Origin of the sequence: Streptacidiphilus sp. P02-A3a (genome assembly GCF_014084105.1) — a bacterium.
Taxonomy (GTDB): Bacteria; Actinomycetota; Actinomycetes; order Streptomycetales; family Streptomycetaceae; genus Streptacidiphilus.
On the sequence record NZ_CP048289.1, the window covers coordinates 6,996,948 to 7,009,267 of the forward strand.

Annotated in this window: 11 protein-coding genes and 3 pseudogenes; 4 read left to right on the forward strand and 10 right to left on the reverse strand. The window is 67.9% G+C overall.

Translation table 11 applies throughout. The features are described from left to right. Positions 1-3: 3 nt before the first annotated feature. Both GXP74_RS29435 and GXP74_RS41100 read right to left on the reverse strand, forming a co-directional pair. The gene (locus tag GXP74_RS29435) at positions 4-1,386 is read right to left on the reverse strand and encodes a DUF1254 domain-containing protein (RefSeq protein WP_225448286.1); all 1,383 of its coding nucleotides are present in this window, start codon (positions 1,384-1,386) and stop codon (positions 4-6) included. Positions 1,387-1,540: 154 nt separating this feature from the next. Then, on the reverse strand, positions 1,541-2,227 hold the full coding sequence (locus GXP74_RS41100; protein WP_225448287.1) for a hypothetical protein: 687 nt from the start codon (positions 2,225-2,227) through the stop codon (positions 1,541-1,543). A gap of 49 nt (positions 2,228-2,276) precedes the next feature. On the opposite strand from GXP74_RS41100, the gene GXP74_RS29440 reads away from it, so the two are divergent. From GXP74_RS29440 to GXP74_RS29450, 3 genes are all read left to right on the forward strand, one after another. Next, positions 2,277-2,585 carry a transposase gene (locus tag GXP74_RS29440; protein WP_225448288.1) on the forward strand — a complete coding sequence of 103 codons (309 nt, stop codon included), beginning with the start codon at positions 2,277-2,279 and terminating at the stop codon, positions 2,583-2,585. Between the two features lie 305 nt (positions 2,586-2,890). Further along, the gene (locus GXP74_RS29445; protein WP_182454268.1) at positions 2,891-5,125 is read left to right on the forward strand and encodes a hypothetical protein; all 2,235 of its coding nucleotides are present in this window, start codon (positions 2,891-2,893) and stop codon (positions 5,123-5,125) included. Between the two features lie 2 nt (positions 5,126-5,127). Further along, positions 5,128-6,420, forward strand: coding sequence for a S8 family serine peptidase (locus tag GXP74_RS29450; protein ID WP_182454269.1), 1,293 nt, complete (start codon positions 5,128-5,130; stop codon positions 6,418-6,420). A gap of 1,224 nt (positions 6,421-7,644) precedes the next feature. Here the strand turns inward: GXP74_RS29450 and GXP74_RS42325 are convergent. The 3 genes and pseudogenes from GXP74_RS42325 to GXP74_RS29470 all read right to left on the reverse strand — a co-directional run. Then, positions 7,645-7,746, reverse strand: a pseudogene (locus GXP74_RS42325) (GNAT family N-acetyltransferase); the annotation flags it as partial. Positions 7,747-8,006: 260 nt separating this feature from the next. Continuing rightward, positions 8,007-8,729, reverse strand: a complete 723-nt coding sequence (locus GXP74_RS29465) for a hypothetical protein (protein ID WP_182454271.1) — start codon at positions 8,727-8,729, stop codon at positions 8,007-8,009. Positions 8,730-8,739: 10 nt separating this feature from the next. Beyond that, entirely contained in the window at positions 8,740-9,111 is a 372-nt protein-coding gene (locus GXP74_RS29470; protein WP_182454272.1) for a hypothetical protein, read from the reverse strand. Positions 9,112-9,336: 225 nt separating this feature from the next. Here GXP74_RS29470 and GXP74_RS29475 point away from each other — a divergent pair, with 225 nt between their 5' ends. Then, positions 9,337-9,873, forward strand: coding sequence for a hypothetical protein (locus tag GXP74_RS29475; RefSeq protein WP_225448289.1), 537 nt, complete (start codon positions 9,337-9,339; stop codon positions 9,871-9,873). A 3-nt stretch (positions 9,874-9,876) separates the two neighbouring features. Here the strand turns inward: GXP74_RS29475 and GXP74_RS42330 are convergent, their stop codons facing one another. From GXP74_RS42330 to GXP74_RS29490, 5 genes and pseudogenes are all read right to left on the reverse strand, one after another. Then, on the reverse strand, positions 9,877-10,071 hold the full coding sequence (locus GXP74_RS42330; protein ID WP_370468473.1) for a hypothetical protein: 195 nt from the start codon (positions 10,069-10,071) through the stop codon (positions 9,877-9,879). Between the two features lie 373 nt (positions 10,072-10,444). Then, positions 10,445-10,528, reverse strand: a pseudogene (locus GXP74_RS41105) (AAA family ATPase); the annotation flags it as partial. Beyond that, positions 10,522-10,728: pseudogene (locus tag GXP74_RS41110) on the reverse strand (IS5/IS1182 family transposase); the annotation flags it as partial. The pseudogenes GXP74_RS41105 and GXP74_RS41110, both read right to left, overlap by 7 nt. 16 nt (positions 10,729-10,744) lie before the next feature. Further along, the gene (locus GXP74_RS29485) at positions 10,745-10,969 is read right to left on the reverse strand and encodes a hypothetical protein (RefSeq protein WP_182454273.1); all 225 of its coding nucleotides are present in this window, start codon (positions 10,967-10,969) and stop codon (positions 10,745-10,747) included. 425 nt (positions 10,970-11,394) lie between these two features. Beyond that, complete coding sequence (locus GXP74_RS29490; protein WP_182454274.1) at positions 11,395-11,775, reverse strand: hypothetical protein; 381 nt, start codon at positions 11,773-11,775, stop codon at positions 11,395-11,397. Positions 11,776-12,320: the final 545 nt, after the last annotated feature.

The window sequence follows — 12,320 nt, forward strand, 5'->3', positions numbered from 1 at the left end:
CAGTCAGTGCAGGGCGGTCATGTCGTCGGGCTTCCAGGTGCCGTCGAAGGCGGGTTGTCCGGGGCCGTAGATGCGGAAGTAGGCAAACCACCCGCGTCCAGGGACGGTCTGAATCCAGCGGCCCTTGCCGTCCTCGGGTTCCGTGGGGCCGAAGTGCAGGTCGACGTGGTCGGCCCCGTCCGGGGTGAGGTCCTCGAACAGGGAGCGCAGTGCGGCCTGGCCCTGGTCGGCGATGACCTCGGAGCGGGTCTGGGCGTCGTAGCAGGTGACGGACCAGAACAGGCTGGCGGGCACCGGGAGCGGCACGGTGAGGCGGTAGTTGCGGCCGCCGTCGAGGTACTGGCCGTCCTGGTCGCGGTGGGCGAGCCAGTACAGCGAGCCCTGGCCCACCGCGCGTCGGAACATGGCCGGGGAGGTGACGATGGCCTGGGCGAACCAGCGGTCCTTGGCCTCCACGTCCAGCGAGCCCTCGCGCTCGAAGGTGCCGTTCTCCGGTCGCAGTCCGGCCCACTCCCAGGTGCGGTCCGGCCACACCATCCGGTCCGGGCGACGGGAGGCGAAGGCGGACACCAGCATCTCGTCGCGCCCGCGCTGGGCGGCCTCAGTCAGCAGTCGGGCGGTAGCAGGGTCCGGGGCGAACGGCCTGCCGGCCTCGATGCCCAGCTCGGCGAGCGTGCCGAGCATGGGGCGCATCTCCTCGATCGCCGGTTCGGTGTCGATGACGCCGTGCAGGACGCGCCAGAACTCCAGGTTGTCCTCCCAGCGCAGGCAGGTGCAGTCGACGGGCTGCTCGGTGAAGTCGGTGAAGGTGTAGGGGGGCGGGTCGTCGCTCTTGGACAGCGGGTAGAACTGCACCGACGACAGCAGCTTGTTCGCGACGGGCAGGTCGCCGCCCAGCGGCAGGACCCGCACTGCGCAGAACGCGGTCCAGGTGTCGCAGCGCGATGCGAAGTATCCGTCGGGTACGGGCTGGTCCCAGTCGGGCGGCAGGATCAGGTGCCTGCCGCCTTTGCCGCCGTCCGCGCCGGGCAGTCCCAGGTCGGTTACCCAGCGGTGGTGGTGGTCGTCGACCAGGCCGACCAGCGGACCGGGGGGCAGGTCAATGACCATGGGGCCGCTGGCCCGCAGGTCCAGGATGCCGCCCGAGTAGGGGGTGTCCGAGTTGAGGGTGAAGCCCACGTGCCGGGGCCGGGCCATGAACAGCAGGGAGGATTCGTTGTCCATCGCGCCTGCCTCACGGGTGCCCTGGAAGATCCCCTCCAGCGAGACCGTGGGGTAGAAGAAGCGGTATGCCTCCACAGCCCGCCGCAGGTCCTGCTCGCCCTGTGCCGCCCGGGCACTGTCGACCGTCGGGAACCCGTTCTCGAACTCCACCACTGACGCCACTGCACACCCCTCATTCGCTGGCCCCGCGCGGGATTCCCGGCACGGGTCACCCGGACGACGCGACAGCCCCGTCCATCGCCACTCTCGTGCGGCCTGTACGGCCTGGCCAGCGGCGTCACCCAAACGGGTGGCCGACGGCGGTGCTGCCCAGCGCTCAGTCACCCATCGCGAGATGTCGCATCCGATGCGACTCCGCCCGTTGTACCGGCGGAGATAGTGGACTTCGACGTCCTTGCCCCAGCGGACCAGGGTCTCGTCGAGGTAGCGGGCGAAGTTGCGGGCGCCGCGGGTGCGGGCGCCGCGGATGGTCTGGCTGTTGTGCATGGTGTGGTTGGCGTTCTCCGCGCAGGTCAGGGCCTTGATCGCGGGGATCCAGATGTGCATCTCCTCGGGGGCCTCGGTGTCCGGGGCGTAGAGGAACTCGAACTCCCAGCCGCCCAGGGTGCGGGTCTCGCCCGTTCGGGTGATGGGGTCGGTGGGGGCGATGTAGCTGAACTTGGTGCGGCAGCAGCAGCCCGAAGGTGTAGGCCATGCGGCGGGACATGGCGTTGCCGGTGATGACGTTCTCGCCGATCGCGTACTTGGTGTAGATCGCGGCGACCACCGGCTTGTCGTTGCCCAGCTCGCGCCGGAACAGCTCCAGGCCGGCCTTGGCCAGCCCGATGTCGGTCCCGAAGTCGATCACGACCAGACCCTCGGGGGCGTCCACGATGGTGATGTTCGCGCTCAGCCGCACCTGGTAGAGGCCGTCGACGACCTTGTAGACGCCCTCCGGCGACTGGGGCACCCAACAGGCCAGGAACCTCCTGCTCCACACCGGCGAACACGCCGCGACGTTCAAGCACCTGATCCGAGACCGGGACGCCGAGTTCACCCAGTCCTTCGACGCGGTGTTCACCGCCAACAACACCCAGATCCTCAAGACCGCGCCACAAACACCCAGGATGAACGCCTACGCGGAGCGCTGGGTACGCACGGCGAGATCAGAATGCACCGACAACATCCTCGTCTACGACGAGCGCCACCTACGACGCATCCTCGACCACTACGCCACGCACTACAACACCGGACGAGCCCACCGTTCCCTGGACCTGCACGCACCCGCAGACGACCGGAACGTCATCCCGCTCCCCTCACACCACATCCGACGCCAGAAAGTCCTCGGCGGCCTCCTCAACGAGTACCACTCAGCCGCCTGACAACCCCGCCGGACCTCCACAAAACCGCCAGGTCAGAGCATGTGCGAGGGTTTTGGAACCCTACAGGCAGCCAGCGGATACCGGCCCCGGCGAACACCGACCCCATCTCTGGCTCGGTCGGCCCAAGAGCTGGGCCCGCCGTCAGTCCGTGCAGAACTCCGAGCGACAGAACTGCCCTCCCGACGCGTTATTGATCTGAAAGATCATCACGATGCGTGGGGAGAAAGCTTTTGAAGCAGACCACAACGGGAAGGGGTGCCGGCCGGGGGCGCCCGCTCCGCCTCCGGCCGCTGTCGACCGTCCTGGTGGCGGCGCTGGGGATCGCCGGGGCCGTCGCGGCCCCGTCGTCCGCCGACGCCACGCCCACCGCCTCGGCGTCCGTCCCGGCCGTCGGCGGCGCGACCTCTCGGACGGTCACTCTGGTGACCGGTGACCGGGTGGTCGCCACCACCGTCGCCGAGAAGACCCGCTACACCATCGACCCGGCGGTCCCCGGCGACGCGGCGTTCCAGAGCTACCAGGACCCGCAGGGCGACTACCACGTCGTCCCCGCCCTGGCCGCACCCTTCCTGGGCACCGCGCTCAACCCCTCGCTCTTCGACGTCACAGCCCAACTGCGGGCCGCCACGACCGCTGCCGAGAGCGATGCCGGGGCTGACGCCACGACCGGCGCCGCGGCCGAGGTCAGCCCGCAGTCGTCCGCCCGGCTGGTGGCGGCGCTGCGCCAGGCCGTCGGCGCCGACGTCCAGGCCGGTCGCCGCCCCGGTACGACCGTGCCGAAGCTCACCGGCCTCCCGGCCGCGCCAAGGAACGACAGCGCCGAACCGGCGCCCGACGCGGCGGGATACCCGCAGCGGATCCTCCAGGTGGACGTGACCGACCGCTCCGGCAAGCCCGCCAACGGCACCGCGTTCCTGATCAACACCGACTCCAGCCTGAAGTTCCTGAACCAGATCACCATCAACGACGGTGTGGACCGGGTCGCCGTTCCGGCGGGCCACTACAGCATCGCCTTCAACGCCCAGACCTTCGACGCCAAGGGCAACGTCACCTCCGTCTACGCGCTCACCCAGACGGACTTCACCGTTCCGGCGACCGGGACCGTGCCGGACGTGGTCCTCAACGGCCGCTCAGCGGTCACCTTCAAGGTCGCCACCCCGCTCGCGGCCACCTCCCAGCTGGCCAACGTGCTCTGGAACCGGGGCGAGGCCACCCAGCCGACCACGTCAGCGGCGGTGGCGGTTCCCGACGGCGGCGGCGGAACCATGCCCGATCCGTCGGCGGACATCAGCTACCAGGCCCTGGGGAACATCCCCTTCGGGATGAACCCCCAGCCCGCGCCCAAGGTCGGCACCCTCTCCGTCGAGGCCCAGTGGATCGGCGGCCGGGGCTCCTACCGCTACGACACCGTCTTTCCCGCCACCGGCGTGCCCGACCTCTCGGCTCTCCGGGTGACCGCGGCGCAGCTCGCGACGGAGCACGACCACTACTACACGGACCCGGCCTCGCCCAAGCAGGGCGGGGTGGAGGACCTGCCGTGGGACTACGCGAACCCGCAGCCGATAGCGGGTTCGGTGGTGGTTCCGCAGTCCCTGCCGGCCGACGTCACCGAGTATCTGAACGTCCTCCCGCAGTTCGAATGGGTCCAGCAGGTCTTCGAGGGCGACGCCATCGCGTTCCTGGGCGACCCGATCACGCCCGCGGCCGGGTCCACCACCTCGATCGACTGGGGCCGCGGACCGCTGGCACCCGGGGTCGGCCAGCACACGCTCCTACCGGGCGCCACCAGTGCCTACAGCGACGACTACTGCGGCGCCTGCGTCGCCGGGGCCAACCTCTCGATGAACTTCAGCGACTTCGACGACAGCACCCCCGGCCAGCAGGGCAACCCCAACTACGCGGGCGGCTCGCCGCTGGCGGTGAACTCCTCGCTGAGCGTGTACCAGAACGGCCAGCTGCTCGGGACGACACCGGACAGCTCCACCGTCTCGATCAGCGACGCGCCCGCCACCGGGGCGAAGTACCAGGTGTCGTACACCACCAGCACCGCCACCGCGCAGATGAGTCAGTCCACCTCCAGCGACACCACCCTGGCCTTCTCCAGTACGCCGGCCGCTGAGGCCGGGGCGGCGCTCACCCCGCTCGGCACCTGCGTCGGCCAGAGCCAGTCCACCCCGTGCCTGGTGCTGCCGGTGCTGAACATCGGCACCCAGCTCGCGGTCAGCGAGGAGAACACGGCCGCTCCAGGCGCCGAGACCATGGGGCTGGACATCGGCCACGTCAGCTACAACGGCACCGGCTCGCACGCGGCGATCACCTCCGCCGCCGTCCAGGTCTCCTTCGACGGCGGCAAGACCTGGCAGACCGCGCAGCTCAGCCACACCGGAGCGGCGACGTCCGGCGACTACACCGCCGCCTGGACCAACCCGGCCGCAGACACCGGCGTCTGTCCCTCGATCCGGATCACCGCCACCGACGCCCTCGGCGGCTCCATCGACCAGACCGTCAGCAACGCCTACGAGATCGTCAAGGGGGCCTGAACATGCGACTGTCAGTCTTCAGGAGCACCGCCGGACTCGGCGGCCTGGCCGCCGCGCTGATCCTGCCCTTCGTCGGGACCGCGCCGGCGCAGGCGATCACACCGGCCCCGGCCGCGCCGCACCCGGCCGTCGCCGCGCACTCCCCGGCGTCCGCATCGACGTCCGCATCGACGCCTGCCCCGGCGGCGAACACGCACGACGCCTGCGGCCCGGTGCCGCTGGGCGAGGCGCGCTGCCTGGCGGTGGTCCGCGACGACGTGCACGGCGGCCTCGGCGTCCGCGGACCCGCCGCCGGGCGGATCGCGGCGGCGGCGACGCTGCCGGCCGGTTACGGACCGGCGGACCTCCGATCGGCGTACAAGCTGCCGACCACCGGCGGCAAGGGTCAGACCGTCGCGCTGATCGACGCCCGGGACGACCCGACGGCCGAGTCCGACCTCGCCGTCTACCGCGCCACCTACGGGCTCCCGGCCTGCACCACCGCCAACGGCTGCTTCCGCAAGGTCAACCAGGAGGGCAAGGCCGCGCCGCTGCCGTCGTCGACGGAGTCCTCCGACTGGCAGGTCGAGATCTCGCTGGACCTGGACGCGGTCTCAGCGACCTGCCCGACCTGCCACATCCTGCTGGTCGAGGCCGACGCCGACGCCGAGGCCGACCTGGCCGCGGCGGCGTCCGTCGCGCCCTCGCTCGGTGCCGACGAGGTGTCCAACAGCTACGACTACCAGGAGGCCAACGGGGTCTCCGACTACGCCAAGGACTACCAGCACCCCGGCGTCGCCTATGTCGCCTCCTCGGGTGACTTCGGCTACACGGTGCCCGCGGACCCGGCGGTCTTCACCGGGGTGATCGCGGTCGGCGGCACGTCGCTGACCAGGTCGAGCACCGCGCGCGGCTGGACCGAGACCGCCTGGGACGGCGCCGGCAGCGGCTGCTCGGCCTGGATAGCCAAGCCGTCCTGGCAGCACGACACCGAGTGCCCCGGGCGCACCGTCGCCGACGTGTCCGCCGACGCCGACCCGAACACCGGGCTCGCCATCTACGCCACCATCCTCGGCGGTTGGTCGGTGGTCGGCGGCACCAGCGCTGCGTCACCGGTCGTCGCCGGCGTGATCGCACTGGCCGGGAACCCCGGCAAGCTGCCCAACGCCTCCTACCTGTACGCCCGCACCAAGGACCTGTACGACGTCACCTCCGGCAGCAACGGCAACTGCGGCGGCGGATACCTCTGCACCGCGGGCAAGGGCTACGACGGCCCGACCGGAAACGGCACCCCGGACGGGATCGGAGCCTTCTGACACCCGTCGTGTGAACCACTGCCCGTCCGCCGGCGACCGCCGTCGGACGGGCAGTGCCACGAGCGGCGTCACCGCCACCTGTCCTCCGCCCCGGGCCCGTTCGGCGTCGAGGATGACCTGGCTTGCGGTTCGCTGCTCGCCGCGTGGGCCCACCCGCTGGCAGGGGGATCCGGCGCGGCCGCCGTCGTGTCGGCGAAGTCCGGCTGCGACGCGGCGCGGCCGAGCGGGCTCGCGGTGGTGCTGCCGCTGTTCTCGTTCGCGGTGGCCGCCAACGGCTCCCCCACGCCTGGAGTCGACGCGGTTTTCGCCCCCCCTTGCAGTATCCGGGCTGGTTGGGACCTCCCGCTGTTGCTGAACCTGGCCCGGCCTCTCTGCTGCCGGACACGGTTCAGCAACAGCACGATCCGGTGGAGGATCACCGTGGCAGGGTTCCCGGTCGTGTCTCGCCGATCAGGTCGCCCAGAACCCCCAGCCACAGCAACCCAGTTACTCGCTGAACTCCGCTGGCTCAGGAGGGAACTCGGGCATGTTCGGACTGACAACGAGTTACTGGGGGAGGCCGCGGGGCCGCTGATCCACCTTGCGCCGGCCCGTGAACGCTTCGCGTTCATTCACGCCCACCGCGGCCAGTTCAGCCTGAGGCGACTGCGCCGCGTACTGATCACCGACCGCAGCAACTACCGCGCCTCGGTCCGCGCCCAAGCCATCCGCGAGGAACGAGCCCGCCAGGAAGCCGAACTCCTGGAGCGGATCCGAGAAGTCCATACCGCCCACCCGGCCTACGGTGCCGAAGTCGGACGACGCCGCGTCGCCCGACTCATGCGCCACAACGGCCTGTCCGGGATCACCAGACGCAAACGGCGGAACCTCACCAAGCCCGACCAGGCCGCAGCCATCATCCCCGACCTGATCCAGCGCCAGTTCACCGCGCCCATGCCCGTCAAACTCACAGGCGACATCACCTGCTTCCCGACCGGCGAGGGCTGGCTGTACCTCGCGACCGTCCTCGACCTCAGCACCAAGGAACTGATCGGGTACGCGATCGCGCCGTACATGCGCACGAGTCTCGCCGTCGACGCGATCACCATGGCCCACCGCACCGGACTCGTCGCCGGCAACGCCACATCCTCAGGTACCTTCGCGAGATTCCGGGACCCTGGTGGGGGAAGCTGGACGAGGTCACGTTCCTGGAGAGCCTCTACGCGGGTCTCGTCGACCACCAGCACGGCCCAGAACCGAGCCATCCTCGGCGACCAGTACGTAGGTGCGGTTCGCCAGCTCGAAGGCCAGGACCGCCGGGGCACGGCCAGCATTCAACTGCTTCAACTCGGGAACTGCGCAACTCTACCCAGACGGCACGCCGAGGCCACCTGAGTTTCCATCAGGGGCAGACAGCCCCATGACCAGGGCACATAAAGATCTACAGCTGGAGTACCAGGCGATACCGGTGATGCGGGTGGTGCTGCAGCGGAGTTTGCGTAGGAGTCGCCAGGTCTTGAGGGTGGCCATGGCTTCAAAAACTCCCGTTGCTGGTCGGGAGTTGACGCCCCCTGAGATCACGATCGACGACTGGAGGGTTGAGACCCCTAAACAAGTTTCCCATACTTCTTGGCAATCTTGGCGAGCAACTTATCGTTTGTTTCAATTTTCTTCCAGAGATGCTCGACTCGCCTCTCGGACCTTCTGCCCAGTCTATCGAGTGCGCTATCGAAGGAATCCCGCAGCGCCTCGCCAATAGGGTCCAGGTGCACAATTGCTCTACCTGAGGAGAGCACCTCGATGGGCTTCTCGCGGAAGGTAATTTCGGGAATCCGGACGTATATGCCGGAGCTGATTCTCGTCGATATTGTACTAATGAGATTCACCCCGGCAAGATTCTGCATATCGTTGATCCATCCAAGTTGTAAATTGATTACGCCAGCGTAGGTCTCATATATGTAGGCGTGGCGATTGACGATGATATCGTTGAATCTGTCGATCAGGTCCTGTAGTACAAGTAATTGGTCGGTAACTACCTTATTCTTGGCGTCGCGCGCCCTCTCAATAGTGTTGTAGCGCAGCCTTCCGCGATCTTCCAGTGCGTAGAGGCGCTCCGAGCCTGCGCCTCGGGTCGCCCTGGCTGCGCGTCGTGAAGACTTTTCGTAGCCATTTACTGCCTTTGCGGCATCCCTGAAGAGGCGTTTCTTAAAGTCCAGAAGCGCGGCAAGGTCTTTTTCGTTGGGCTTGCGGGGGCTAGCAAGATTTACCTGTATGCCCTGCATGGAATTGAAGACATGTTCATTTCCTATGCTTGTAAAGGTGACGGCCACCCCTGCTCCCCTAGCTGAATGTCGTAGAGTCTCCGAAGTTAATATTTCCCCCAGAGTTGAAAACGGCACGGTTTGCGAAATTATTGAAAGTGACAGATTCGCTAACCTTGGAATTCAGATTGGCCCAAGCGTGGAGTGCAGCCGTAAGATCGGCGCTGGAATGAGCTGCTTGAGTCAGGGTTTGTGCGAGTTCGCCAATGGATTGATCTGTCGGGTTTTCAATCGCCTGTCGAAGTGCTGCTCGCCGACGCCGACCGAGAAGTGAATTTATTCTTGTACGTATTTCTTCAACAGCGTGACTTGCGGCCTCTTCCCCAAGTCCACCTACAGCACCCGTCGCCGCGATGGCTGCCACTACTTCAGCCGCCGATGCAACATCCATTGTTCCCCCTTTGGTGAAAGTCTAAACGCTATCATACTGGGCGGGCTTTGTTCAGCGCCTGGAGGGGATGATCACCGTTTTTCTTCGTGCAAGTGGAATCGGAATCTCCAATTCCTATCGCTTGCCTTCCGTGTGACGGTCCGCGCGTCGCTGGCGTTTTTCCGGAGGTACTACTGAACTTGAATGGGTGATGTCGGGCGAACGGTGAGCGGATGGTCCGCGGGCATGCTCAGTGAACGGCTGGTGCGGCAGGATGAGCGCGTGACCGAGAGCGAAGCGGATCGGCTGGCGTTGCTGCGGGAGCTTGATGATCCGGAGTGGCTGGAGTGGCCGCAGAACTACGACCGCGGGGAGAGCGCCGTCCACTTCGGTGCTCTGGTGGCCCGGCTCGAAGTTGACTTCGCCGCTCGCTGTGCGACTGCGACTGAGCTGGAGAACCAGGACTCCAGCGAGTACGGACGTGTCATTGTGCCCGGAGACGCGACCGTGTGCGGGACCCGGATCGTCGTGTGTGTGAGCAAGTTCGGTTCGCTGGCACTGGTGTGCGCGGACAATCCCGGTGCCTTCCTCGGGACCGAGGAGGCGCAGGCTGAGGGCGAGCTGGACAGTGTTGACCTCGCCAGGGTCAACCAGGCGCTGGTCGGGCTCGGCTATGTCGTGGTTGCCGAGGAACTACTGGAGAGCGACTACGACGGGCCGAGCCGACTGCACCGGCACGTTCAGCGGCCCACCTGGTGGAATCGCTTCTTCGGCTACTTCTGACGGTCACTGCGACAGGGGCAGGCCGGTGCCCGCCAGGCAGCCGTCGATGACCTCCGGCCGGTACTGCAGCATCTTGAGCTCGCGCTTCACTGCTCGGGTGATCTGGCTGAGTTCGGCTGCGGCGAGGTTGCCGATGTCGCGTTTGACCAGCGACCAGATGCCCTCGTGCGGATTGAGGTCGGGTGCGTAGGTCGGCACTGGAACACGGTGAGCCAGGCGGTGTTGGCTTGGAAGAACTCCCGCAGCGGTGGGACCAGGTGCATGCGCAGGTTGTCCCACGCCAGGACGATCGGGCCGCCGAGTTGGGTGCGGGCGCGGATGACCAGGTCGCGGTAGTTCTTCCCACCGAAGCCCTTCGGTTCGTCCTTGCGGCCCCGGTACTGGCGGATCGCGTAGATCAGACGGGACCGCTCGCCGGGCTTGTAGCAGGTCATCACCGCCATGGAGACGCGGCCCGAGCCGCGCCCGCGTACGCGGACGACCGGGGTGACGCCCATACGGCCCCAGGTCCCGGCACACGGCGGCGTCCGCCAGCCTGAGCGGCGGCGGCCGTCTGTTCGGCCCGGGCGCGGGTGGCGGCCAGGCGGTAGGAGTCGGTGCCGGTCTCGATGATGTTGCCGCCGAACGTCAATCGGTCGACTATGGCGGCGCAGAGCCCGCCTTGTCGGCCAGCACGATGGACAGCCGGGTTCTGGGTTGCCCCCGGGGCCGGGGCACGCGCAGGGCTGCCATGACGGACTCGAAGGCCGGTGTGTCCCCGGCCTGGCCCGCGGTCAGCACGAACGCCATGGGCCGACAGCGGCTGTCGGCCGCGAGGTGGATCTTGGTGGTCAGCCCGCCCCTGAAGCGTCCGAGGGCGTGGTCGGCCGGCTCACCGTCCGGGCCCTATTTTGCCGGCCCCGGCGGCGTGCTGGTGGGCGCGCACGATCGTGGAGTCGACCGCGACGATCCAGTCCAGGTCCTCCTGCGCATCGGCCTGGGCGAGCAGCACGGTGAACACCCGCTCCCAGGTCCCGTCGATCGCCCAGTTCCGCCACTGCCCCCGCCCCGCAGCACCGCGCACTGGAACACCCGGCTGCTCGCCAGGGCCCTCCACCGGGCCCCGGACTCCTTCGCCCTGGACGCGCTCCTCACCCCCTTCAACCTGCTCCACACGGTCGATCGGCACCGAGCCCTGGCCGACCGCACTGTCATCGCTCTACTCCTGTGCCCTCTGCTCACCGACGCCGCCTGCACCGCTACACCAGCTTGGCCGACCTGGTCGGCCGCCGGCGGAGGAAGCAGCCTGCGACCAGCACGCCCTGTCCTGGGTGGCTGGGCCCCTCCACCGAAGTCGGCGACTTCCTCGTCACCGCTCCGCCTGAGCTCTTCTCCGCCGTCATAGCCCTGACCGTCGCCCTGCACCGCGACCGGCCCCCACGACAGCACCGACCTGGACAGCACTGGCCTCTACCGCGACATCCCCCGCCCGGTCACCCCGCCGTCGCCGAGGGGGACAGTGCCGGGCGCGGTTGTTGCGGGTCAGTTTCCGCTTCCGCTGAGGGAGATGGGTTGGGACCAGACGCTGACCTGAGCGACGGCGGAGGGGTTGATCGGGTCGCTGGTGTCGATGGACAGGATCGTCGCGACCGCGAAGCGGCCGTTGTGGCTCTCCGCGCAGAACACGGTCCGGACGCTTATCGGGACGTACTGCTGGCCCTGGGTCAGAAGCAGGTCCATGCAATGGCTACGGGTCGGCATGGATTTGCCGGTCCAAAGGTGCACGGTGCCGTTCGAGGGGCCGGTCGTGCCCTGCACGTAGGTCTTGGGGTCGTTGGTGAATTGCGCCATGGTCAGGTCACCCCCGTCGCTCTGCGCAGGGGGGTCCTCGTCGAGCAACGGGCCCTGGAAGGAGAGCGCCACGGACGGGGACGGGGACGGGCCGGTTGGGGACACGGTGGCCGGCAGTGAGCACGACACAAATCCGGGGACTTATCTCAGCCCCGGACGTAGGTCATTGCACGTTGACAGGATGCCCACTGTCGAAGTGATAAGACCGTCAATTGCAGTCGGCTGCGGGCGCGACCCCACCCACGCCAGTCGTCACCCTGTGTGACCGCTCCTGGAAAGGGCGTACGCCTCCGCTCGCACGGGAATTGACGCGCTATTCCCCGTCGATTCAATTCCCGGAAGCCGCCCACGGGGCACTTCAGGAGGGCCTGGAGTCGGACTGTCGGCAGGTTCCGACAGGGTTTCTGCGCGCATTCGCGCAATGCTCCCGTCGTGACCTCCGTGCGCCTGCGCGCACCCTGTTGGTCCCTGGCTGGTCCCTGGCAGGGTGGCGGACGGGCCCGGCCGGAGGTGGGGCCCGTCGGCGCGCGGGCAGCGAAAGGCACTCTGACCTGGACTTATGTCCAAGCCAGAGGGCTCGCGTTCACTGTCGGGACGACAGGATTTGAACCTGCGAC